This is a genomic window from Streptomyces globisporus C-1027 (assembly GCF_000261345.2).
Lineage (GTDB): Bacteria > Actinomycetota > Actinomycetes > Streptomycetales > Streptomycetaceae > Streptomyces > Streptomyces pakalii.
The window spans coordinates 5179264-5203942 of record NZ_CP013738.1 but is presented as its reverse complement, the minus strand read 5'-3'; the positions used below and the strand labels follow the sequence as shown (position 1 = coordinate 5203942).

General features: G+C 73.5%; 12 protein-coding genes. 10 read left to right on the top strand and 2 right to left on the bottom strand.

Annotation, left to right across the window (positions count from 1 at the left end; genetic code table 11):
- The first annotated feature begins 72 nt into the window (after positions 1 to 72).
- From WQO_RS23025 to WQO_RS22995, 7 genes are all read left to right on the top strand, one after another.
- A complete protein-coding gene (locus WQO_RS23025) occupies positions 73 to 1488 on the top strand; it encodes an MFS transporter (protein WP_073820919.1) in 1416 nt (471 codons plus the stop codon).
- On the top strand, positions 1433 to 4660 hold the full coding sequence (locus WQO_RS23020; protein WP_010063354.1) for a type I polyketide synthase: 3228 nt from the start codon (positions 1433 to 1435) through the stop codon (positions 4658 to 4660). Before WQO_RS23025 ends, WQO_RS23020 begins: the two co-directional genes overlap by 56 nt.
- Positions 4657 to 10491: a MupA/Atu3671 family FMN-dependent luciferase-like monooxygenase gene (locus WQO_RS23015; protein ID WP_010063355.1), complete on the top strand. Its 5835-nt coding sequence runs from the start codon at positions 4657 to 4659 to the stop codon at positions 10489 to 10491. The genes WQO_RS23020 and WQO_RS23015 overlap by 4 nt, the downstream gene beginning before the upstream one ends.
- Positions 10488 to 11789: a M18 family aminopeptidase gene (locus WQO_RS23010; RefSeq protein WP_010063356.1), complete on the top strand. Its 1302-nt coding sequence runs from the start codon at positions 10488 to 10490 to the stop codon at positions 11787 to 11789. Before WQO_RS23015 ends, WQO_RS23010 begins: the two co-directional genes overlap by 4 nt.
- A 58-nt stretch (positions 11790 to 11847) precedes the next feature.
- On the top strand, positions 11848 to 12588 hold the full coding sequence (locus WQO_RS23005; RefSeq protein WP_010063357.1) for a thioesterase II family protein: 741 nt from the start codon (positions 11848 to 11850) through the stop codon (positions 12586 to 12588).
- Positions 12589 to 12668: 80 nt separating this feature from the next.
- Positions 12669 to 13511, top strand: a complete 843-nt coding sequence (locus WQO_RS23000; RefSeq protein WP_032749140.1) for an SDR family oxidoreductase — start codon at positions 12669 to 12671, stop codon at positions 13509 to 13511.
- A 36-nt stretch (positions 13512 to 13547) separates the two neighbouring features.
- Positions 13548 to 16130, top strand: coding sequence for an amino acid adenylation domain-containing protein (locus WQO_RS22995; protein WP_010063359.1), 2583 nt, complete (start codon positions 13548 to 13550; stop codon positions 16128 to 16130).
- A gap of 58 nt (positions 16131 to 16188) precedes the next feature.
- Here the strand turns inward: WQO_RS22995 and WQO_RS22990 are convergent, their stop codons facing one another.
- Positions 16189 to 17742, bottom strand: a complete 1554-nt coding sequence (locus tag WQO_RS22990) for a ricin-type beta-trefoil lectin domain protein (RefSeq protein ID WP_029182598.1) — start codon at positions 17740 to 17742, stop codon at positions 16189 to 16191.
- Positions 17743 to 17847: 105 nt separating this feature from the next.
- Here WQO_RS22990 and WQO_RS22985 point away from each other — a divergent pair, with 105 nt between their 5' ends.
- The 3 genes from WQO_RS22985 (at position 17848) to WQO_RS22975 (ending at position 22298) form a co-directional block, all read left to right on the top strand.
- Complete coding sequence (locus WQO_RS22985) at positions 17848 to 19263, top strand: class II fumarate hydratase (protein ID WP_010063362.1); 1416 nt, start codon at positions 17848 to 17850, stop codon at positions 19261 to 19263.
- Positions 19264 to 19319: 56 nt separating this feature from the next.
- On the top strand, positions 19320 to 20006 hold the full coding sequence (gene fomD, locus WQO_RS22980; protein WP_010063364.1) for a cytidylyl-2-hydroxypropylphosphonate hydrolase: 687 nt from the start codon (positions 19320 to 19322) through the stop codon (positions 20004 to 20006).
- 384 nt (positions 20007 to 20390) lie between these two features.
- Positions 20391 to 22298: an ATP-binding SpoIIE family protein phosphatase gene (locus tag WQO_RS22975; RefSeq protein WP_010063365.1), complete on the top strand. Its 1908-nt coding sequence runs from the start codon at positions 20391 to 20393 to the stop codon at positions 22296 to 22298.
- 92 nt (positions 22299 to 22390) lie between these two features.
- Here the strand turns inward: WQO_RS22975 and WQO_RS22970 are convergent, their stop codons facing one another.
- Positions 22391 to 24619 carry a transglycosylase domain-containing protein gene (locus WQO_RS22970; RefSeq protein WP_010063366.1) on the bottom strand — a complete coding sequence of 743 codons (2229 nt, stop codon included), beginning with the start codon at positions 24617 to 24619 and terminating at the stop codon, positions 22391 to 22393.
- Positions 24620 to 24679: the final 60 nt, after the last annotated feature.

Below are 24679 nucleotides of genomic sequence, written 5' to 3'. Positions count from 1 at the left end.
ATTACCTTTGTGCAATCGGGAGTCTCCCGCCCGGCTCCCGCGCTCGACGAGTATGAGCGGGTGACATCTGGAATCGGGAGTGCGGACGGGCCGACGGCGGACGAGCCGGACGGCGGATCTCGAAAGACCCGGGACACCGCGGTCTCCGAGCGCCGTTTTCGATTCCTGGTGGCCGGATACGCGGTGTCTTCCTACGGCACATTCCTGAATATGGTCGCGCTCAATCTCTTCGTCTACGAGACGACGGGCCGGGCGTTGGCCATGGGCCTGTTCATGGCGGTGCGGCTGGCCTCCGGATTCGTCGCCGGACTGGTCGTCGGCGGACTCCTCGCCCGTTTCAGCGCGAAAAGCATCATGCTGTGGGCGAATGTCGGCCAGGGCGCCGTGATGTTGCTGCTCATCCTCGCCCCGGACTCCCTGGTGACCGGGGCGTTGATGGCCGTCTCGGTGGTGATCGGGGCGTGCGGGACGCTGTTCATGGTCGCGTTGCGCAGCTCGATCCCGGAGATGGTCGGGGAGGACCGCAGGGCCTGGGCCAACTCCCTGTCGATCACCGGGCGTTCGATGGCCATGGTGGCGGGGTTCGCCTCGGCGGGCGTGGTGGTGTCCCTCGTCGGGTACACCGCCGCGTTCCTGCTCGACATGGCGACGTTCGTGATCTGCGCGGTGACGGTGGCCCTGCTGCCGATCGCGGGCGGCAAGGGGGCGGGAAGCGAGGCCGGGGCCTCCGGTGCCGGGAAGGGCGAGAAGGAAGCGAAGAGCGGGCCGCGGTGGCGGCCGGTGGCCTTCCTGGCGCTCGCCGCCGCCCCCGGTCTCGGCCTGATGGTGGCCCTGCGCGGGGTCGACGCGTTCGGCTCCTCGTCCCACAACGCGGCGCTGCCGATCTACTCGACCTCGCTGGACGCATCAAACCCGGCGGTGTTCGTCAGCGCGTTCTGGTGTGTCTGGGCGCTCGGCAACATCGGTGCCCAGCAGGTGATCCAGCGGTACACCCAGCGCACCGGCAAGTCCGTCGGGGCGCTCGGATTCGGCTACGGCACGGTGGTGATGTCGGCGGCGTTCATCGCGGCGTTCGCCGGGTTCCCGCTGGCGGTCACGGCGGTGATCGCGCTGATCGCGGGGGCCGCGGACGGTCTCACCGAGGTCGCGTACACCTCGCACCTCCAGACACTTCCGGCCACGTTGCGCGGCCACGCCTTCGGTCTTTCGGCCACTTTCGAGAACCTGGGTTTCGGGGTCGGCATGATCCTGGTGGCGGCGGCCCTGGACCGGTTCTCCCCGCTGGCGGTGGTGGGCTGGTCCCACGGCGCCGCCATCGTCGTCGCCGTGGTGTTCCTGCTCCGGGTGGCGGCGCTGCGACGGGCGGAGCCCGCGGGCCCGATGGGGCGGGCGGGCGGGGCGGGGCGGGCGGGGCTGCGAAAGGAAGAGGCCGTTGAGGGACGACCGGATCGCGGTGATCGGGACGGCGCTGAGGTTTCCCGGGGCTGACACCCCCGAGGCGTACTGGCGCGACATCCGGGCGGGCAGGAGCCGGGTACGCCGGTTCACCCGGGCCGAGTTCGCCGCGGCGGGGGTCCCGGCGGCGGAGTGCGAGCGGCCGGGGTTCGGCGGGGCGAGCGCGCCCCTGGAGGGCGTGGACGGTTTCGACGCCGGGTTCTTCGGGATGAGCGGGCGGGAGGCCGAGCTCACCGATCCGCAGCACCGGCTGTTCCTGGAGTGCTGCTTCCACGCGCTGGAGGACGGGGGGTACGCGGGCGGGGACGTCCGGTACGCGGGCGGCGGGAGCGGGCACGCGGGCTCCGGAAGGCCTTACGCGGGCGGCGACGGCGGTTCCGTACGCATCGGGGTGTACGGCAGTTCCGGCTACCGCCTGTACTCGCTGCACAGCTATCTGGCCCACCACCTCGCGGCCGAGGCCGGCTCGGGCGACTGGATGACCGCCAAGCAGGTCCAGGTCGGCAACTACACCGACTTCACGGCCACCCGGGCCGCCTTCCGCCTCGGTCTGACCGGCCCCGCGCTCACCGTGTCCACGGCCTGTTCCAGCGCGCTGGTCTCGGTGCATCTGGCCTGCCAGGCGCTGCGCGCCGGGGACGCGGACCTGATGCTGGTGGGCTCGGCCGCCCTGCATCTGCCGCAGGTCAGCGGCCATGTCCCGGTGAAGGGCTCGACGCTCTCCCCCAGCGGCACGGTCCGGGCGTTCGACGCGGACGCGGACGGCACGGTCGGGGGGAACGGGGCCGCCGCCGTCCTCCTGAAGCCGCTGGAGCGGGCGCTGGCCGACGGCGACACCGTGCACGCGGTGATCCTGGGCTCGGCGGTCACCAACGACGGTGCGGACAAACGGGGGTTCGCCGCTCCCGGGGTCGCCGGGCAGCGGGACGCGGTGCTCGGGGCGCTGCGCGCGGCGGACGTGGACGCGGCGTCGATCGGCTATGTGGAGGCGCACGGTACGGGCACGCTCAAGGGCGATCCCATCGAATTCGCCGCCCTGACCGAGGCGTTCCGCGCGCACACCGACCGGACCGGGTTCTGCGCGCTCGGCTCGACGAAGCCGGCCATCGGCCATCTGGACAGTGCGGCGGGTCTTGCCGGGCTGATCAAGGCCGTCGAGGTGCTGCGGCACGGGATCGTCCCGCCGCTGGTGAACTTCGCCCGGCCCAACCCGGCTCTGGCGGTGGACGACTCCCCGTTCCTGCTGCCGGTACGGGAGCGGGCCTGGCCGCTGGCGGGGGTACGGCGAGCCGGTGTGCACTCCATCGGCATGGGCGGTACGAACGCTCACGTGATCCTGGAACAGGCGCCGGAGGCCGTGCCGGTGCGCCCAGCGCCGCCCGCCGCCCCCGTGCCCGCGCTGCTGCCGCTGTCGGCCGCCGACGGGGACGCGCTGCGGGCGTACGCCACCGCCCTGCGGGACCACCTGACGGGCGGGGCCCGCCCCTCCCCCGCCGATCTGCTGACCACCACCGCGCTCGGGCGGCGGCTCCTCCCGCACCGGCTGGTGGTCACGGCGGCGGACCCGGTGGCCGGGCTGGAGGCGTTCCTGTCCGGGGCCCCGGCGGGCGAGGCGTACACGACCGGGGTCACCGACGGCGTACGGGATCCGGCCCCGGTGTTCCTGTTCAGCGGGCAGGGCGGCGGCCATCCGGGCATGGGCGCCCAACTCGCCGCGCGCTTCCCGGTGGTGGCCGAGGTGCTGGAGTCCTGCGCCCGGGTGTACGGGGAGGAGACCGGCCGGGACGACTTCCTGGACCGGATCGTCGGCGGGCAGGGCCCCGAGCGGTGGGACACCGCCTTCGCGCAGCCCGCCCTGTTCGCCCTCCAGCTCGCCCAGGCCCGGCTGTGGGAGCGGCTCGGGGTCACCCCCGCCCGGGTCGCCGGACACAGCGTCGGCGCGTACGCCGCGCTCTGCGTGGCCGGGGCGCTGGACACCGAGGACGCGATGCGGCTGGTCTGCGGGCGCGGGCGGCTGATGCAGGAACGGTCCGCTCCGGGCGCGATGGTCTCCGTGTTCGTCCCCCGGGCCCGGGTACGGGAGCTGCTGGCCGCCGTCCCCGGCCTTGAGCTCGCCGTGGTCAACGGGGCCACGCACCATGTGCTGGGCGGCCCCCCGGATGCGGTGGACGTGGTGCGGGCCCTGCTGGCGGCGCGCGGCGAGGCGTACGAAGTGCTGACGGTGGACCGGGCGTTCCACACGGCGCTGCTCGATCCGGCGCTGGAGGAGTTCCGCGTCCTCGCCGACAAGACGGAACCACGCCCGCTGCAAACGGAGTTCGTCGACGGGATCGACGGCACGGTCCGCCCCGCCGGGTGGCGGCCGGACGCCGCGTACCTGGTCGCGCAGGCCCGCCGGACGGCCGACTTCGCCGCCGTGCTGGAGGAGTTGGGCCCCGCGCCCCTGATGCTGGAGCTGGGCCCGTCCGCCGTGCTGACGGGGCTCGTCCGCCGGGCGCTGCCGGGCGCGGTCTGCGTACCGACGCGGGACTGGGAGCGCGCGGTGGCCACCCTGCACTGCGCCGGGGCGGGGGTGGACTGGGCGGCGCTGCTCGACGGCTGCGGCGGCCGGCGCGTCCGGCTGCCCACGTACCCCTTCCAGCGGCGCTCCCACTGGCGGGGCCCCGCACCCTACGTTCACCCATCCCCACGCTCCACGGAGGACCGCATGACCGAACAGGCCGTACTGGACAGGGTGCTGGAGCTGACCGCGCGCCATCTCGGCCACCGGTCCGACGAGGTCTCCGCCGACCGCACGTTCGTCGGGCTCGGCGCGGACTCGCTCCAGCTCATCGGGATGGTGCGGCAGTTGGAGGCCGAGTTCGGCACGGAGATCAGCATGCGGGAGGTCCTGGAGGAGGCGGGCACGCCCCGGCTGACGGCCGCGCTGATAGCGGGGCGGACGGCTCCCTCGGTGACGGCCCCGCCCTCGGCCACCCTGGCAGCCCCGGCGGCCACAAAGACCGCAGAGACCGCAGAGACCGCAGAGACCTCGGCGCTACCGGCGCCGGTGGCCGACGAGCCCGGGTACGCCACCCGGGCCGAGGTCGCCGCCCTGTCCGAGCAGATACGTCAACTGGCGGAGACCCAGGCGGCGATGCTCACCCAGCTCTCCGAAGCCGTCGCCCTGCTGACGGCCCGCACCACCGGGACGGACGCGCGATGAGCGCCGGGATACCCGCACCCGCCGACGCGGCGGCAGGGGCCTCCGAGGCCGTGGCCCGGGCGGCGGAGCTGTCGCGGGCGCTCACGGACCGGCTGGCGGCGGCCCGCGCGCAGATCGCCGCGGAGGCCCCGGCGGAGAAGCTCCGGCTCGCCGAGCAGAGCGCGCACGGCCCCCGGCTCGTCGTGGACGCGGCGGGCGGGATGGCCGGGACGGGGGCCGACGCGGCGCAGCGGGCCCACACCGCGTCGCTGGTCCGGCGGTTCACCGAGCGCACCCGGACCTCCAAGGAGCTGGCCCAGCAGTACCGTTCGGTGCTGGCCGACAGCCGGGCCGTCGTGGGGTTCCGGGACGCCACCAAGGAGATGCTGTACCCGGTCGCGGCCCGCTCGGCGCACGGCTCGCGCCTGATCGACGTGGACGGCAACGCGTACACCGACATCACCATGGGCTTCGGCGCGCTGCTGCTGGGCCACGAGGCGGAGCCGGTCACCGAGGCCGTGCGCCGCCACCTCGCCGACGGGCTGCGCTTCGGCCCCCGCTCCCCCGACACCGGCGAGGCGGCGGCCCTGCTCGCCTCGCTGACCGGCATGGAGCGGGTCGCCTTCGCCTCGTCCGGTACGGAGGCGAACTCGGCGGCGATTCGGCTGGCCCGGGCCGCGACCGGGCGCGACAAGGTCGTCATGTTCCGGGGCTCATACCACGGGCACATCGACTCCGTCCTCGGCCGCCCCGGCGGCCCGGGACGGCACGCGGTCCCCGTCTCCCGGGGCATCCCGGACAGTGCGGTGGCGGAGCTGATCGTGCTGGAGTACGGGGAGCAGGAGTCCCTGGAGACGATCGACGCCCTCGGGGACACGATCGCGGCCGTGCTCGTCGAGCCCGTGCAGTGCCGCAACCCGGGTCTGCGGCCTGTGGAGTTCGTGCGGTCGCTGCGTGAACTCACCGCGCGGCGGGGCATCGTGCTGCTCTTCGACGAGATGCTGACCGGGCTGCGGCCCCACCAGCGCGGTGCACAGGCGCACTTCGGGGTGGTGCCGGACCTCGCCACGTACGGCAAGGCGCTCGGCGGCGGCTTCCCGATCGGTGCGGTGGCCGGGCGGGCGGATCTGCTCGACGGGGTGGACGGCGGGTTCTGGCGGTACGGGGAGCCCGGCGGGCCTTCGCGCGAGACCACGTTCATCGGCGGTACGTACATGCAGCACCCGCTGTCGATGGCGGCGGCCCGCGCGGTGCTCACCCACCTCACCGAGCAGGGCCCCGGGCTGCAGAGCGGACTGAACGACCGCACGCAGGCACTCGCCGACCGGCTCAACGCCTTCTTCCGCGACGAGGAATTCCCGCTGGAGCTGGCGCACTTCGGCTCGATGTTCCGGTTCAAGCACCGCGCCGACCTGGAGTTGCTCTACCACCACCTCCAACTGCGCGGTGTGTACGTGTGGGAGTGGCGCAGCTTCTACCTCTCCACCGCCCACACGGAGGAGGACGTGAACCGGGTCGCGGAGGCCGTGGAGGGGTCCCTGCGCGAGCTGCGCGACGGCGGGTTCTTTCCCCGGTCCACTCCGCGCCCGGCGGTCGTGAAGCCGACGGGAACCCCGCGCCCCGCACCCGACTTCGGCGTCTACTTCTTCGGCGACTACCCGGAGACGGAGGAGGCCGCCGAGGCCGGCGGGAGCGGCAGGAGCGGGACTCCGGAGGCGTACGACGCGCTCTTCGAGACCGTGCGCTTCGCCGACGAGCACGGCTTCTCCTCCGTCTGGCTGCCCGAGCGGCACTTCGACTCCTTCGGCGGGCTCTTCCCGAACCCCGCCGTGCTCGCCTCCGCCGTGGCCCGGGAGACCGGGCGCGTCCGGATCAACGCGGGCTCGGTGGTCCTGCCGCTGCACGATCCGGTGCGGGTCGCCGAGGAGTGGTCGGTGGTCGACAACCTCTCCGGCGGCCGGGTCGGCATCGGCTGCGCCACCGGCTGGCACGCCCGGGACTTCGCCCTGCACCCGGACCGGTTCGCGGACCGGCGGCGGATCGCCTTCGACCACCTGGACGAGGTGCGGCGGCTGTGGCGCGGGGAGGCGGTGCGGCGGCGCACGGGCGAAGGTGCGGAGGCGGAGATCCGGATCCGGCCGCGTCCGGTGCAGGAGGAGCCGCCGTTCTTCCTGGCGGCCTCCGGGCAGCCGGCCTCGTACGAGGAGGCGGCCCGGCGCGGTCTCGGGGTCGTCACCAACCTGATGAGCCAGACCGTGGACGAGCTGGCGGCGAACATCGCGCTCTACCGGCGTACGCGGGCGGCGTGCGGGCTCGACCCGGACGCCGGGCGGGTGACGGTGCTGGTGCACACGTATCTCGGCGACGACCATGCCACCGCCCGGGCGGAAGCGCTGGAGCCGATGGTGCGCTACCTGCGGTCCTCACTGCTGATGCGCTCGGCGGCGACGGCGGCCGGGCAGCGCCGCGAGGACGTGGCGGCGGCGAGCGATGAGGACCTGGACTATCTGTTCCGCCGGGCCTACGACCGCTACTGCGACCAGCGGGCCCTGATCGGTACGCCGGACAGCGTCGCCCCGTTCGTGGCCGCGCTGCACGGGGCCGGGGTGGACGAGATCGCCGCGCTGGTCGACTTCGGGATGGACCGGGAGCGGCTGCGGTCGGGTCTTGAGCGGCTGGACGTGCTGCGCCGCCGGACGCGGGAGCGGGCGGCGGAGGCAGCGGCGGAGGCCGGGAGCCAGGTCGTACGGGAGACCGTCGCGCCCGCCACCTCCGCCCAGCGGCGGCTGTGGCTGGCCGCGCAGTTGCTGGAGAACCCGGCGGCGTACAACGAGACCCAGGCCGTGCGGCTGCGCGGCCCGCTGGACGTGCCGGCGCTGCGGGCGGCGGTCGACGGTCTCGTCGAGCGGCACCCGGGGCTGCGGACGGTGTTCCGGGGCGCGGACGAGGCGGGCGTCGTTCAGGTCGTCCGCGCCGGACTCCGCATCCCGTTGGCGGTGTCCGACGCCCGGGGGCAGGACCCGGACGAGGCGATCGCGGCGCTGCTCTCCGAGGAGAGCCACCGTGCCTACGACCTGGCCGGGGGGCCGCTGTTCACACCCCGGCTGCTCCGGCTGGCCGAGGACGACCACGTCCTGGTCCTCGGGATGCACCACATCGTCACGGACGCGCACTCGGCCGCGCTGATCGCCGGGGATCTCCGCGAGCTGTACACGGCGGCCCTCGCCGGGCGCCCGCCGGTCTTCGCCCGGCCCGCCGGGACGACCGTCGGGGCACCCGAGCCGCCGCACGACCCGGCCGACCTGGCCTGGTGGCGTGCGCTGCTGGGAGAGAAGCCCCCGGTGCTGGCCCTGCCGACGGACCGGCCGCGCGGGCGCCGGGTGGCGGGGCGCGGCGGGGCGGTGGCCCGGAACGTGGGCCGGGAGCGGGCGGACCGGCTGCGGGAGTGGAGCGGGCAGCAGGGCGTGACCCTGTTCGCCACGCTGTGCACGGCCTGGCAGCTGGTCCTGCGGCGGCGGTCCGGGCAGGACGCGTTCCTGCTGGGCACGACGTTCGGGCGGCGGCGGCCGGAGACGACGGACACGGTCGGCTTCCATGTGGCCCTGCTGCCGTTGGCTCTCTCCGCGACGGACGCCACCCCGCTGCCGGAGGCCGTACGGGCCACCGGCCGGGCGCTGTTCGCGGCGGAGGAGCACAGCGGGGTGGACCTGGACGCGCTGGTCGCCGCCGTCCACCCCGCCCCGGGGAACCCTCGGCCGCTGGTGACGGTTTCGGTCGATCTGGACCGCTCGGCGCTGGCCGGAATCGACCTGCCCGGGCTCCGGGCGGCGGGGGTGGCGGCCGGGACGGAGTCGGCGCCGCTGGAGCTGGCGCTGATGGCCACCCACACCCCGGACGGGAGTCTGCGGCTGCGGCTGCGTTACGACGCGGACCTGTTCGACGCGGCGACGGCGGAGAGGTACCTCGCCGAGCTGGACCAGCAGTTGGACGTGGTGACAGCTGTGCCGCACGGGGATCCCGCCCCGGGCGACGGGGCCATCCCGCGCGAGGAGCAAGCGTCGCGCGAGGAGCACATGCCGAACGCGCAGGCCGTCCCGCGCGAGGCTCCCGCCCCGGACACCGCGGCCCGCCTCCGTGAGATCTGGGAGTCCGTCCTCGGTACGCGCGGTTTCCCCGCCGACAGCAACTTCTTCGACCTGGGCGGCAATTCGATCGCCGCGATCCGCCTCGTGAACCGGGTCCGGGACACCCTCGGCGTCGACTACCCGCTGGTGGACTTCTTCGCCGAGGCCACCCTGCGGGCCATGACCGCGCAGTTGGTGACCGGCGACGGGCCCACCTCGGCGGCGGAGGACGGCCCCGCCGAGGACACCGCCGTCGTCGACCGCGCCCCCGTCAGCGACCAGCAGGCCCGGATGATCGCCGGGCACCACGCCATGCCCGACCCCGCCGTGTGGAACGTCCCGACGCGGATCACGTTCACCGGGGCGCTGGATCCGGCGGCCCTGCGGTCCGCCGTGTCCGAGGTGATCGCCCGGCACGACGCGCTGCGCACCCGGTTCGTCCAGGAGGACGCGCCGGACGGGCCCTGGTGGCAGGAGGTGGTGGCCGCGGGGCCGGTGGGCTTGCCGGTGGAGGATCTGACGGAGCTGCCCGCCGGTGAGCGGCGGGCCCGGGCGGACGCCCTGTGCCGGGCGGACGCGGCGGCCCCCTTCGAGCTGGGGCGGCCCCTGCTGCCCCGGCTGCGGCTGCTGCGGGTCGAGGAGGACCGCTGGCAGCTGATGTTCGTCCTGCACCACGTGTGCGCGGACGGCTGGTCGCTGTCCCTGCTGCTCGCGGAGATCGCCGCGCTGTACACGGCGGCCGCCGCGGGCGTCCCGCACCAACTGCCCGACCCGGCGATGCAGGCACCCGGGTACGCCCGGTGGCAGCGGGAGCACCACGATCCCGGGGCCGAGGAGGAGCGGGCCGCGTTCTGCGCCGCCTACCTCGACGGGGTGCCGTCCGCCCTGCCCGTACCGACGGACCGGCCGCGTCCGCAGAAGCTGAGCGGGCACGGGGGCACGGTGCGCGGGGCCGCGTCGGGCGATGTGCGGGCGGCGGTGGAGAAGCTCGCGGCCGACCGGCACACCACCCCGTTCGCCGTCGCCGCCGCCGCGCTCGGGGTGTTCCTGACCCGGCTGTCGGGCGAGGAGGACACCTTGCTGAGCGTGCCGTACGCCAACCGCGAGGGCACCGCTTCGGAGTCGCTCGTGGCGATGACGTCCACAGCGGTGATGGTTCGCGTACGACTGGATTCAGCCAATCTTGCGGAGACGTGCGCGGAGCTCGCGGTGCGTACGGGGGCGGGTGCGCTCGGCGCCATGGCGCATGTGCTGCCCACGGCCCGCATCATGCAGGCGATGCGGGACGCGGGCGCTGTCAGCGTCCCCGACCGGGTGCCGCACGTCCTGGCCTTCCAGAACTCCGTCGACACGGACATCGAGATCCCCGGGCTACGGGTCGAGGTGGCCGATCTGGCACCGCCGCTTTCCCGCAGCGAGCTGTGCTTCGGGCTTGCGCCGCGCCGGGACGCCGCGAAGGGTTATCGAACGTTCCTGGAATTCTCCACCGACCTGTGGGACCACACGACCGCCCACGACCTTCTCGGGTCGTACATCGACCTGCTCGCGGAGTTCTGCGCCCGGCCCGACCGGCCGGTGCGGGAACTCCTCGGGGGGCGCCCCTCGCAGGGGTCCTCGGGCCATGGCCCCGGGGGCTCCGCCCAGGGCGCCAGCGCCGGGCCCGACCAGCCCGGCGGACCGTCACCCTCCCTGTCATTGCCGAACACCGGAAAGGCGGACGCCGTATGACTCCGGCCCCCCACCGCAGCCACACCGACGACCTGCTCTCCTTCATCGCCGCCAGCCCGTCCCCGTACCACGTGGTTGCCAGTGCGGCCCAGCGCCTGGAGAAGGCCGGGTTCCGTGAACTGCGCGGCACCGACGACTGGACCGGGGCGACCGGCGGCCTGTTCGTCAGCCGCGCCGGTGCGCTGATCGCCTGGTACGTCCCCGAGGACGCGCCCGCCCACACCCCGTTCCGGATCGTCGGCACCCACACCGACTCCCCGAACCTGCGGATCAAACCCGCACCGGACACCGGGACTTCGGGGTGGCGGCAGATCGGGGTGGAGATCTACGGCGGGGTGCCGCTGAACACCTGGCTCGACCGGGACCTCGGCATCTCCGGCCGGCTCGCGCTGCGCGGCCCCGACGGCGTGCCGCGCGGCCGGCTCGTCCAGATCGACGAACCCCTGCTGCGGGTACCGCAGTTGGCGATCCATCTGGACCGTTCGGTGAACGAGGGCGTGGCACTGGACCGGCAGCGGCACATCGCGCCGATCTGGGCGCTGGGCGACCCGCGGGAGGGCGAGCTGCTGCGCCGGGTCGCGGCGGCGGCCGGTGAGGACCCGGCGGACGTCCTGGGCTGGGACCTGATGCTGCACGACATCCAGCCGCCCGGATACCTGGGCGTGGAACGGGAGTTCGTGGTGGCGTCGCGGCTCGACAACCAGGTCTCGGTGCACGCCGGGGTGACCGCGCTCGTGGACGCGGCGACGGGGGCCACGCAGCCCGGGTTCATCCCCGTGCTGGCCGCCTTCGACCACGAGGAGGTCGGCAGCGGTTCCGAGACGGGCGCGCAGAGCCCGCTGCTGGAGCGGATCCTGTCGCGGTCCGTGTCGGCGCGCGGCGGCAGCGACGAGGACTGGTCGCGGGCGCTGGCGGGCGCGTTCTGCGTCTCCGCCGACATGGCGCACGCGGTGCACCCGAACTACTCCGAGCGGCACGACCCCGACCACCGCCCGCTGCCCAACGGCGGTCCCACCATCAAGGTGAACGTCAACCAGCGGTACGCCACCGACTCCACCGGCATCGCGATGTTCACGGCGGCGGCCGAGCGGGCCGGGGCACCCTGGCAGCCGTTCGTCTCCAACAACGCGATGCCCTGCGGTACGTCGATCGGCCCGCTCACGGCGGCCCGTCTCGGCGTCACCACGGTGGACGTCGGGGTGCCGGGCCTGTCGATGCACTCGGCGCGGGAACTGTGCGGGGTCCGCGACCCGGGCTACCTCGCCGCGATCCTCACGACGATCATGGTCGGGGACTGACCGGACTCCGGCAGAAGCCGCTGGAAGAGCCGCTGGAAGAGAAAGAACAGGAACGATCGTGGCCGACGAAGACACCGTCCTCATCTGCCTGCCCTTCGCCGGTGCGGGCCCCTCCTTCTTCACGCCCTGGCAGAAGCTCGCGCCGGAGGGGCTGCGGATCCTCCCGGTCTCCCTGCCGGGCCGCGAGAAGCGCTTCCCCGAGCCCGCGTACGATGCGGCGGCCCCGGCCGTCGACGACGCGTACGCGCAGGTGACGGCGGCGCTCGGCGGAGCGGACGGGGACGGGGGCGGCAGCCCGGTCGTGCTGTTCGGGCACAGCATGGGCGCGGTGCTCGCGTACGAGCTGGCGCACCGGATCGAGCGGGCGGGCGGGCCGGTCCGCCTGGCCGCGCTCGTCGTCAGCGGTGCGCCCGGCCCCTGGACGCCGCGCACGGACCGGGCGGACGGACTGCCGGACGAGGAGTTCGCCGCCCGGGTCCGGGCGTTCGCCGGGTACGACCACCCGGCGCTGGCGGACCCGGAGATGCGGGAGCTGCTGCTGCCGGCGCTGCGGGCGGACGTCCGGCTCCACGAGACGTATGTGCCCTCCACGGACCGCCCGTTGGGCGTTCCCGTCATCTCCGTCCGGGGGCGGGAGGACACCCTCGTGGGGGCGGCGGAGGCGGCCGAGTGGGGTAGGGCGACGACCGGGAAGCTCACGGTGGCCGAGCCGGCCGGCGGGCACATGTATCTGGCCGAGCGGCCGGGCGAGCTGCTGCAGCTGGTGGCCGCCGAGGTACGCGCGGCGAGGGGCCGGTGACCGGCGCCGGTACGGGTGCGGTGGCCGGCGGCGCCGGTGCGGGCACAGGGCCGGTGACCGGCGGCGCCGGTACCGGTCCGGTGTCCGGCGGCGGTACGGGGCGGCTGGCCGGGCGGGCGGCGGTGATCACGGGGGCGGCGCGCGGTCTCGGCCGGGCCTGTGCCCTGGCGTTCGCCCGCGAGGGGGCGGACCTCATGCTGCTGGACGTGGCGGGCGAGCTGCCCGGGGTGCCGTATCCGCTCGGCTCGGCCTCGCAGCTCGCCCACACCGCGGAGCTCTGCCGCGAGGCGGGTTCCGCCGTGCTGGCCCGGCAGGCCGACGTCCGGGACCTGGCGGCGCTGGAGGCGGCGGCCGATGCGGCGGAGGAGCGGTTCGGGCGGATCGACGTACTGGTCAACAACGCCGGTATCGCCGCCCCTTCGGGCCGTCCGGCGCACGAGATCACCGAGGCCGAATGGCAGTTGATGATCGATGTGGATCTGGGCGGCGCGTGGCGGGCGATCCGTGCGGTGGGGGCCCGGATGGTCGCCCAGGGGTCCGGTTCGATCGTCAACGTCGCCTCGACGGCGGGGCTGGTGGGCTACCGGCACTTCGCGGGGTACGTCGCGGCGAAGCACGGTCTGGTGGGCCTGACGAAGGCGGTGGCGCTGGACTACGCGCCCCGCAAGGTCCGGGTCAACGCGGTCTGTCCGGGCTCGGTGCGGGACGACGAGGCGATGGAGGGCCGGATGCTGGCGGAGATCGCCCGCTCGCTGGAGGTGCCGGTGGCGGAGCACGAGGAGACCTTCGTCCGGGACCAGCCGATGAACGCGCTGGTGGAGCCGGGTGATGTGGCGGAGGCGGTGCTCTGGCTGGCCACGGACGCGTCCCGGCAGGTGACCGGCAGCGTGGTCACCGTGGACGGCGGCTTCACCGCCCGCTGACCCCGATCTCCCTCTCACACCCCAGGAGTTGCCTAAGTGCCGCCTGCCCAGCACAGCCTGACGGTCCGCCTGTCACCGGCCGCCACCGACACCGTGCTCGCCGCCGCGCTCACGGCGGCGGCCGAGCTGTGGTGGCCCGGGGACCGCCGCCGCCCCCGGCTGTGGACGGAGTCCGTGCCCGCCCCGGCCGCATCCGACACGGCGGCCCGGCGCCGCGCGGCCGAGGCGAGCCGCCCCGTCGCCTCGGGCCACCGGCTGCGCGCGGTGCTGCTGCGGTACGCGGACGAGCGGCGGGAAGGAGCGGCTGCGGGTCCCGACCTCGTCCTGACGGCCGACGGATCCGCCCTGGACGCGCGTTCGTTGCGGGTCGTCGCCCGCGTCCTGCGGGGCGATCTCGCCCCGGAGGCGGTGACGCCGCTCGCCGGTCCGCTCCCGCTCGACCTGCGTCTCGACGAGGAGACCCGCCGCCTCGCCTCGGCGCTCGCACTCACCGTCGGTCGGTACGAGGGGGCGTCCGCGGTGCGCGTCGCTGTCCCCGTACCGGCCCGGGACCGGCCGCCGTACGCACTGGGGGCGCTCGACGGGTATGCCGTGTTCGCGGCGGACCTGTCACCCGGGCGTACGGTCGCGGAGCTGCTGGCCACCGCGCCGGTCGCGCCGGCCGACGGCAAGGAGCCGCCTTCGCTGGCGTTGATGGCGAGCGATGGACCCGCCGTCCTGCCGACCGGACCGGACTCCCTTCCCGTACCCGCTCACCAAGTGGAGCGCATACGCCAGCAGTTGCTGACCAGCCCACCCAACACGCCCCTCTCCCGCCTGAATCCGCTGAGCGAGGCGGAGTCCACGGAGCAACTGACCCTCGGAGCCAGTCCCCAGGCCCCGGAAGCCCTCCGCATCGACGAGGCCTTCGCCGCACAGGTCGCCGCCCGACCCGACGCCCCCGCGCTCACCGCCGGGGCCACCACGCTCTCGTACGCCGAACTCAACTGCCGCGCCGAGGTGTTGGCCGACGGGTTGTACGCCCACGGGGTCCGCCCCGGTGATCTCGTCGGGCTCTGCCTGCCCCGCTCGACGGACCTGGTGGCGGCGATGCTCGCCGTGCTGAAGGCGGACGCCGTCCACGTACCGCTGGATCCGGAGCATCCGGCGGACCGGCGGGAGCGCACCGCGCGGGACGCCGGGGTCCGGCTGACGGTCGAGGACCCGGTCACCCTCACCGGCCATCCGGCCCGCCCCGCCGCACCCCGCGGAGAGCCCGGCTCACCCGCGTACGTCATCCACACCTCGGGCTCGACCGGCCGTCCCAAGGGGGTCCTCGTCCCGCACGGCAACGTCACGGCCCTGGTCGACGCCGTCCGCGAGGACTTCGCGCTCTCCCCCGACGACACCTGGACGTGCTTCCACTCGGCGGCGTTCGACTTCTCGGTATGGGAGATCTGGGGCGCGCTGCTGACGGGCGGGCGGCTGGTGGTCGTGGACCACTGGACGACCCGCTCCCCGGAGGACTTCCACGCCCTGCTGGTCCGGGAGGGGGTGAGCGTGCTGAGCCAGACCCCCTCCGCGTTCACCCAGCTCGTGGCGGCCGACCGGGCCGCCCCCGAGCCGGTGGGCATCCGGCTGGTGGTGCTGGGCGGCGAACCGCTGGACGCCCGGCCGCTGCTGGACTGGTTCGACCGGCACCCGGAGGACCGCTGCCGGCTGGTCAACATGTACGGGATCACCGAGACCACCGTCCATGTCACGGCGGCCACGGTGACCCGGCGCGACGCGCTCGCCGGTTCCCGGTCCGTGGGGCGGCCGCTGCCCGGCTGGTCGGTCCGGGTGCTGGACGCGCACGGAAGGGCGGTGCCGCCTGGTGCGCCCGGGGAGATCGTGGTGGGCGGGGCGGGCGTGGCGCTCGGCTATCTGAACCGGCCCGCCCTGACCGCCGAACGCTTCGTCCCGGACCCACTGGACCCGGCGGGGCGGCGGCTCTACCGCAGCGGGGACCTGGGGCGGCTGCTGCCCGACGGAGCGCTGGAGCACCTGGGCCGGATCGACGACCAGGTGCAGGTGCGGGGCTTCCGGATCGAGCCGGGCGAGATCCGGCACGTGCTGCTGGAGGACCCGGCGGTGTCGGCGGCGGCGGTCACCGTGACCGGCGGCGGCGCCGGGGACGCGGCGGCCGTGCGGATCGACGCGTACGTGGTTCCGGCCCCTGGGTCGGGCGAGGGCCCCGGCCCCGTACGGGAGCGGGCGGCCCGGCTGCTGCCGCCGCACATGGTGCCCGCGACGGTGACCGTGCTGCCCGCCCTCCCCCTCACCGCGAACGGCAAGCTGGACCCGGCCCGGCTGCCCGCGCCCGGGACGCGGCGCGATCCGGTGGCGGTTCCCGTCCCGGCCGCGGCGGCTCACGAGGCCGGTCCGGCCGCCGCCCTCGCCGCCATCTGGTGCGACGTGCTGGGTGTCGAGGCGATCGGCCCGGACGACGACTTCTGGGATCTGGGCGGCAATTCGCTGTACGCGATCCGCATCGGCACGCTCGCCAGGGAGCGCGGGCTGCCCGGTATACCGCTGCGCCAGCTGTATCTGACGCCGACGCTGGGGGCGCTGTCCGAGGCCCTGGCCCTGAAGACCTGAGAAGCCTGAGAAGGGGGTGACCGCCCCACACGGTCACCCCCTGGCTCACCGGCGGTGGCTACACGAAGCGCTGCTTCGCGCTGCCGTCGCACGTCTGGAGCCTGAGCGGGTCCTTCGCTCCCGCCAGCGTCAGGCACAGGCCCGTCGCGGCGGCCGGGCGGATCGTGCCCGACTGCTGGACGAACTTCTGGTTGGCCGCGCCCGTGCAGTTCCACACGATGAGCGTGGCGCCCGGGTTGTACTTGGCGCCGGACACGTCCAGGCACCGGTCGTGGCTGAGCGCGGTGCGCAGGTTCTGCGTACCGGTGTCGTACCACCAGTTCTGGTTGCGCCCGCCGTGGCAGTCCCAGCCGCCGATGGCCGTGCCGTTACGGGTGACCGAGCCCGGCACGTCGGCACAGGTCCCGGTGGCCTCGTTCTTCAGCGGGGTGAACAGGTCGTCCCAGGCCTTACCGGTCAGGACCGGGTTTCCCGTGCTCGCCGGGTCTGCGCAGCTCGCCTCGCGCAGCCCGGAGTCGTACAGCTGGGTCAGGCAGGAGGCGAAGGCCCGGTGGCCGGCCGCGTTGGGGTGGAAGGACTGCCGGACGGAGTTCTCGTCGGGCAGTCCGGGCTTGCTCAGGTCGATGTAGAGGCCGCGCGCCCAGGGGGCCTCGCTGCACACCTCGTGGCCGTGGAAGAGCCGGGAGTTGTCGAGGTAGGAGGCCCCGGTGCTCGCGGCGGCCCTGCGCATGCCGGCCTGGAAGGCGGGCACGGCGGTGTTGCGGCCCCAGACGGTGTCGGAGTCGTAGCCGAGGCCGCCGCAGATGAGCTTGCCGGGGAAGTTCGGGTTGTCGCGGAAGTCCGGGCCGATCGGGCTCGGGTAGCCCATCAGGACGAGCTGGTAGTCGTTGTTCGCGTATCCGGCACCGGTCATCACCGTGCGCAGATCGCGGACCGTCGCCTCGACCTTGGGGACCAGCGCGTCGACGCGGGCCTGCCAGCCGCCCGCGTACTTCGGCTCGCAGGGACCCTGGAGGCTGATGTAGCGGACCACGCAGTCGGTCATGACCGGGCCGAACTGGAGGTCGTCGTTGGCCCCGGCGACCAGGACGATCATCTTGATCCGGGTGTTGCGGGCCTTGACCGCGAGGCTGTCGCTCTGCACGAGCTCGTCGGCGTACTGCTTGTTTCCGCCGATCTTGATGTTCCCGGTATAGGCGCCGGAGCAGGAGACGTTGTACGTGACGTCCGCCGCGATGCCCGTGCGGTGGATGGCGGCCTCCGGAGAGCGGTGGCACCAGTTGTCCGGCCCGTTCGTTCCGGGGTCGTAGGTGCCGACGCCCTCACCGGAGATCTCGCTGTCGCCGAGCGAGATCAGCCCGGTCTTGCGTTCGGCGAGCGGCCGCTCGGCGGGGCTGCCGTACAGCTGGGTGGCTTCGGCGGCCCGGACGGCTTCCAGCGCGGGCGGAAGAGGGGTGGATGCGATAGAGCTGGTAGCCGACTCCGTCGCGCCCGCGGGTCCGGCGGCGGCCATACCGCCGACGGCAGCCGCGAGAGCGACGGTGGCGGCGACGGTACAGCGGAGCCGGCGAAGGCTTCGGAGCCCTCGAAGTCTGGTGCTGGTGCGCCTCATTGCGCCTCCCGGTAAGTGGTTACCCCCGGTATTTACTGGCTGGTAGGCCGCTTGGGAATACAGAGAACAAGACAAGTGCTCATCTTTTTCAGGAGGTTTAAACACATGACTGACGCAGCAGGCGACACGTCGGGCGATACCGAGTACCGGATCGAGCACGACTCGATGGGTGAGGTGCGGGTCCCCGCGCATGCCAAGTGGCGCGCGCAGACCCAGCGGGCGGTGGAGAACTTCCCCGTCTCCGGGCAGCGGCTGGAGCGCGCCCACATCGAGGCGCTGGCCCGGATCAAGGGTGCGGCCGCCAAGGTCAACGCCGAGCTGAAGGTGGTGGATCCGGACATCGCCGCCGCGATCCAGGAGGCGGCCGCCGAGGTCGCGTCCGGCCGCTGGGACGAGCACTTCCCGGTCGACGTGTTCCAGACGGGGTCGGGCACCTCGTCGAACATGAACACCAACGAGGTGATCGCCACCCTGGCCACCGAGCGCCTCGGCCGCGAGGTCCACCCCAACGACCATGTGAACGCCTCCCAGTCGTCCAACGACGTCTTCCCGTCCTCCATCCACATCGCGGCCACCGCCGCCGTGACGGCCGATCTGATCCCCGCACTCGATCACCTGGCCGATTCCCTGGGGCGGAAATCAGCCGAATTCGCGGACGTCGTGAAGTCCGGCCGTACACATCTGATGGACGCCACCCCGGTCACCCTCGGCCAGGAGTTCGGGGGCTACGCGGCGCAGATCCGCTACGGCGTGGAGCGGCTGCGCGCCTCCCTGCCCCGGCTCGCCGAACTGCCCCTGGGCGGTACGGCGGTGGGCACCGGCATCAACACCCCGCCCGGCTTCTCCGCCGCCGTGATCACGGAGGTCGCCGAGGCCACGGGACTGCCGCTGACCGAGGCCCGCGACCACTTCGAGGCACAGGGCGCGCGGGACGGGCTGGTGGAGACCTCGGGCCAGCTGCGCACCATCGCGGTGTCGCTGACGAAGATCTCCAACGATCTGCGGTGGATGGCGTCGGGGCCTCGCACGGGTCTCGCGGAGATCGCGCTGCCCGACCTCCAGCCGGGCTCGTCGATCATGCCGGGCAAGGTCAACCCGGTGATCCCCGAGGCGGTCCTGATGGTCGCCGCCCAGGTCACCGGCAACGACGCGACGGTCGCCACGGCCGGTGCGGCGGGCAACTTCGAGCTGAACGTGATGCTCCCGGTCATCGCGAAGAACCTCCTGGAGTCCGTGCGGCTGCTGGCCAACGCCTCCCGGCTGCTCGCGGACCGTACGGTCGACGGGATCACCGCCGACGTCGAGCGGGCCCGCGCCTACGCCGAGTCGTCCCCCTCGGTGGTGACCCCGCTCAACAAGTACATCGGCTACGAGGAGGCGGCGAAGGTCGCCAAGAAGTCCCTGAAGGACGGGACGACGATCCGCGAGACGGTCCTGGCCTCGGGTTATGTGGACCGCGGCGACCTGACGCTGGAACAGCTCGACGAGGCGCTGGACGTGCTGCGGATGACCCGTCCGTGATCCCCGGGTGACCTGAGTCGCAGCGATCCGGTGGGAGCGCTCCGTAAGATCTCTCCATGACAGGTACGGGAGAGTGCGCACGCTGGGCGCCGGGGGACCAGATCCTCTGGCGCTACCGCGACAACGGCCGGGCCCACCGGACGGCCGGTGCCCCGCCCGTGCACATCTGCCGTCCGGTGACCGTCGTGCAGGACACCGACGAGCTGCTCGCCGTCTGGATGGCGCCGGGCACCGAGTGCGTGCGGCCGGTCCTGGCGAACGGCACCCAGGTGCACGCCGAGCCGCTGGCCACCCGCTACACCGCGCCGCGCACGACGGCCCGCTCGACGTGGTTCGGCTCCGGGGTGCTGAAGCTGGCCCGGCCGGGCGACCCGTGGTCGGTGTGGCTGTTCTGGGACCGCGGCTGGATGTTCCGCAACTGGTACGTGAATCTGGAGGAGCCCCGCACCCGGTGGTCCGGAGGGGTGGATTCCGAGGATCACTTTCTCGACATCTCCGTGAACCCCGACCGGAGCTGGAAGTGGCTCGACGAGGACGAGTTCGCGCAGGCTCAGCAGGTCGGCCTGATGGACCGGGGGACGGCCCGTCGGGTCCGGGAGGCGGGCCTGGCGGCGGTCGAGGTGATCACCGGCTGGGGGTCGCCGTTCCGGGACGGCTGGGAGCACTGGCGGCCCGATCCGCGGTGGCAGGTTCCGCCGCTGCCGGATGACTGGGACCGCACCCCTGCCCGTCTGCCGTCGTGAGACCCTGGAAGAACCCTTCGGGCGGACCGGTCGGCAGGTCCGGTCGCACGGAGGGCCGATCGCCGCAACCAGCGGGCACCACACCGGAACTGACCACAAGTCACCACACCGGTCGTACGGAGCGACGGGCCACGGACCCGGACGTTCCGCGCGGTCGCGGGAGCCACTACTAGGGGGTGGAGACATGCACACCGTCCGCTGCCCGCTCGCCGCGTCCGCTGCCGGAGGGGTCGCCTGTCGGCCATCTCCGCGGCGCTCGGTTTCGGCCCCTTCATCGGGGGCATCCGGTGACAGCCGTTGTTCTTCCCGCGCTTGCCGGGGCACAGTGACGCCCCACGAGGCGACTGCCTCATCCAACCGGCCCGGACGGACGGAATCCCACGCGTGACGGAGCACCCCACCTCCCACGAAGGCCGGCAGCCGCTCGCTGCCCGGCCCCAGGAGCGCACCCGGCCTCGGCAGCAGGACGCCGCGGCCGCGGCTGCCGCCGCCTCGGTGCCGGCTCCGGCCGCCGCACCGAACCCGGGTCCCGGAGCGGCCGCCGTCGCCGACGCGCAGGCGGCCACCCGCCGCGAGGGCGACCGGCTGCGGTTCGTCGGCGCGGCGACCCGGCGGATCGCCCGGGGCATAGACCTGGACGAGATCGTCCTCGGACTGTGCCGGGCCAGTGTGCCGACGTTCTCCGACGCGATCCTGGTCTACCTCCGCGACCCGCTGCCCGTGGGCGACGAGCGCCCGGTGAGCCCGTTCGTCCTGCGGCTGCGGCGCAGCGACCGGCTGCGCGTCAGCGACGAGGAGGGCGCCGAGGCGACCGGTTCCGAGACGGAGCGGCTGCGGCCGCTGATCCTGGACCCGCAGGCCGACCTGATGCCCGCCGCCGAGCTGTGCGAGGTGCGGGCGGGCGGGGCGCTGGCCGAGGTGCTGCGCGGGGTGCGGCCGGTGTTCGGCGACTCCGCGGCGGCGCGGGCCGCGCTGCCGGAGCTGCTCGGCCCCGGCCGGTCCGTCCCCACCGGGCACCGGGCGATCCTCGCCCCGCTGCGCGGCCGGCGGCGGGTCATCGGGGCGGCGGTCTTCGTGCGCGGCACCGAGCGCACCCCGTTCGAGGCCAGTGACCTGCTGGTCGCGGCGCAGCTGGCGACGCACACCGCGCTCGGCATCGACAAGGCCGTGCTGTACGGGCGCGAGGCCTACATCGCCGACGAGCTGCAGCGCACGATGCTGCCCGACTCGCTCCCCCAGCCCACCGGTGTCCGGCTCGCCTCGCGCTACCTCCCGGCGGCCGAGACCGCCCGGGTCGGCGGCGACTGGTACGACGCGATCCCGCTGCCCGGCAGCCGGGTCGCGCTGGTCGTCGGCGATGTGATGGGCCATTCCATGACCTCGGCGGCGATCATGGGGCAGCTCCGGACGACGGCGCAGACCCTGGCACAGCTCGATCTGCCGCCGCAGGAGGTGCTGCACCACCTGGACGAGCAGGCGCAGCGGCTCGGCAGCGACCGGATGGCGACCTGCCTGTACGCGGTGTACGACCCGGTCGCGCACCGGATCACCATCGCCAACGCCGGACACCCGCCGCCCGTGCTGCTGCATCTGGGCGGGCGGGCCGAGGTGCTGCGAGTGCCGCCGGGTGCCCCGATCGGGGTGGGCGGGGTCGACTTCGAGGCCGTCGAGCTGGACGCGCCCGCCGGGGCGACGCTCCTGCTGTACACCGACGGTCTGGTGGAGTCGCGGCTGCGGGACGTGTGGACGGGCATCGAGCAGCTGCGGGAGCGGCTCGCGGCGACCGCGCAGCTCACCGGGGACGACCACTCGCCGCCGCTGGAAGCGCTCTGCGACGACGTGCTGGACATGCTCGGCCCGGGTGACCGGGACGACGACATCGCGCTGTTGGCGGCCCGCTTCGACGGGATCGCGCCGAGCGACGTGGCGTACTGGTATCTGGAGCCGGAGGACGCGGCTCCGGGCCGGGCCCGGAGGCTGGCCCGGCGGGCGCTGAGCCGCTGGGGTCTGGACGGTCTGGCCGACGAGGTGGAGCTGCTGGTCAGCGAGGTCGTCACCAACGCGGTGCGCTATGCGGAGCGGCCGGTGACGCTGCGGCTGCTGCGGACCGATGTGCTGCGCTGCGAGGTCGGGGACGATTCCCCGCAGCTGCCCCGGCAGCGCCGGGCGCGCGAGACGGACGAGGGCGGCCGCGGGCTGTTCCTGGTCAACCGGCTGGCCCGGCGGTGGGGAGCGACCCGGCTGTCGACCGGCAAGGTCGTCTGGTTCGAGATGGCGGCGCGGCCCCAGTAGCGGTCGGCGGGAAGGACGTGAGGGAGGGGCGGACCGATCGGTCCGCCCCTCCCTCACGTCCGTAGAGCCGTGTCCGTGGTGCTGTCAGGCCCTCACTGCCCGAGCAGACCGTTGCCGCCGGGCCGTTCGCCCGGCTGCCCGTCGTCCTCCCCGGGCTGGGGCGGCAGCTCCGGGCTGGTGGGAGGCGTGGTGACGGTCGGGCTGTCCGTCGGCGGAGCCGACGAGGACGGGCTCTCGCTGGGCGTCTCGCTCGGCGTCTCGGAGGGCGTGTCCGACGGGGTCGGCTCCTCGGTCTCGGTGGGCTCCTCGGAGGGCGTGTCCGACGGGGTCGGCGGGGCGGGCACCTCGCCGCGCTCCACGTCCTGGAGGTCGAACGTCTTGCCCGACCCGCCGCCGAGGGCGCCGAGGGTGTAGTCGGCCCAGATCCGGGCCGGGAAGCCGCCGCCGTTGGCGCGGCCGGAGTTGGCCGTACCGGTCAGGGAGACCTGCTTGCGGCCGCCGTCGCCCTCGCCGAAGAGGGCCACGACCGTGGTCAGTTCCGGGGTGTACCCGGCGAACCAGGCGGACTTGTTGTCCTCGGAGGTGCCGGTCTTGCCCGCCGCGTCGTAGGCGGAGGTGTTGGCCGCGCTGCCGGACCCGGCGTCGACGACCCCGGTGAGCGCCTTGGTCACGGTGTCGGCGGAGGCGCGGCTGATGGCCTGCTCCCGCTTGGGCTTCTCGGGGTTGACCGTGCGGTCGCGGTGCTCGGCGGACTGGAGGATGTGCGGGGTGACCTTCTGGCCGTGGTTGTCGAGCGTGGCGTACGCGCCGGCCATGTCCCAGGTCGAGGCGTTCATCGTGCCGAGCGAGACCGCGGGGCGTTCGGGGAAGTTCTTGTCCGGTACGCCGAGGTCGAGCGCCGTCTGCTTCGCGGCGGAGGGCGTCACGTCCACGATCATCTGCGCGAAGACGGAGTTGACCGAGCTGTTCATCGCCCTCTGGACGGAGATCGGACCGTAGCTGCGGTCGTCCTCGTTCTGCGGGTTGAACGGGGTGTCGCTGCCGACGACGGGCCGCTTGCTGGTGCCGTCGTAGACCGTGTTCAGCCCGATGAGGCTGCCGTCCTGCGTCTTCGACTCGTTCTCCAGGGCGGAGGCGAGCACCAGCGGCTTGAAGGTGGACGCGGGCTGGTAGTCCTGGCGGGTGGCATTGCTGATGTAGTGCTTGATGTAGTCCTCGCCGCCGTACAGCGCGACGACCTTGCCGGTCTTCGGGTCGACGGAGGTGGCGCCGGCCTGCACGGTCGCGTCGACCTTGCTGCCCTCGCGGTCGAGCTTGGACTCCAGCTGGTCGTCGACCGCCTTCTCGAGCGCCTGCTGGCGCTTCTTGTCGACGGTGAGGGTGAAGGTCCAGCCGCCCGCTTCACGGTCCTCGGCGGAGACGCCCTGCTTCTCCAGCTCCTTGTTGGCCGCCTCGACGAGATAGCCGGTCTGGCCCTCCATGCCCGCGGCCGGCTTCGGCTTCTGCGGGACGTCGAACTCCAGCTTCGCCTTCTCGGACTCGGTGAGCCAGTCCATCTCGACCATGTTGCGCAGGGTGTAGGCCCAGCGCTCCTTGACCAGCTTCTTGCCGGTGGGGGTGGCGGAGTTCCAGTCGTACTGGCTGGGGGCCTGGAGGAGGGAGGCGAGGTAGGCGCCCTGGGAGACGTCCAGGTCCTTGGCGTCGATGCCGTAGTAGGCCTGGGCTGCGGCCTGGATACCGCTGGCGCCGCGTCCGTAGTAGGCGGTGTTGATGTACCCGGCGAGGATCTCGTCCTTGGACAGCTGCTGGTCGATCTTGAGCGAGATCACCAGTTCCTTGAGCTTGCGGCTCACGGTGGGGTCCTGCGTCAGGTAGTAGTTCTTCACGTACTGCTGGGTGATGGTCGAGCCACCCTGCTTGCCCTTGCCGCTGACCGTGTTGAGGAGACCGCGGGTGGTGCCCTTGAGGTCGACGCCCTGGTCCTTGTAGAAGGTCTTGTTCTCGGCGGCGACGAAGGCGTGCTGGACCTTCTTCGGCACCTCGTCCAGGTCGACGATCTGGCGGTTGACGCCCTTGCCGGTCCGGGCGAGGACCGTGCCGTCGCTGTACTTGTAGACGTTGCTCTGCCGCTCCGCCATGGCGTTGGCGGCGGGGACGTCGACGTACAGGTAGAGGGCACCGAAGGCGCCCATGCCCAGCAGGACGATCCCGAAGAACGTGCCCAGCAGTTTCTTCCACGTGAAGAGTCTGCGTATGCCGCCGCTCTTCGCGGCCCGGCGCGACTCCTGCGCCTGGGCTCGTCGCGCATCCGCTCGACCCATTGGTGTGTTGCTCCCGCTTCTCTGCTCGGCCGGTTCGCTCGGTTTCCTCAGTTCGCTCAG

Excerpts from the sequence above, each read along its gene's own strand:
- WQO_RS23010 (WP_010063356.1), top strand. The coding sequence starts at position 10,488 with ATGACTCCGGCCCCCCACCGCAGCCACACCGACGACCTGCTCTCCTTC.
- WQO_RS23015 (WP_010063355.1), top strand. The coding sequence starts at position 4,657 with ATGAGCGCCGGGATACCCGCACCCGCCGACGCGGCGGCAGGGGCCTCC.
- WQO_RS22970 (WP_010063366.1), bottom strand. The coding sequence starts at position 24,619 with ATGGGTCGAGCGGATGCGCGACGAGCCCAGGCGCAGGAGTCGCGCCGG.
- WQO_RS22985 (WP_010063362.1), top strand. The coding sequence starts at position 17,848 with ATGACTGACGCAGCAGGCGACACGTCGGGCGATACCGAGTACCGGATC.
- WQO_RS22990 (WP_029182598.1), bottom strand. The coding sequence starts at position 17,742 with ATGAGGCGCACCAGCACCAGACTTCGAGGGCTCCGAAGCCTTCGCCGG.
- fomD (WP_010063364.1), top strand. The coding sequence starts at position 19,320 with ATGACAGGTACGGGAGAGTGCGCACGCTGGGCGCCGGGGGACCAGATC.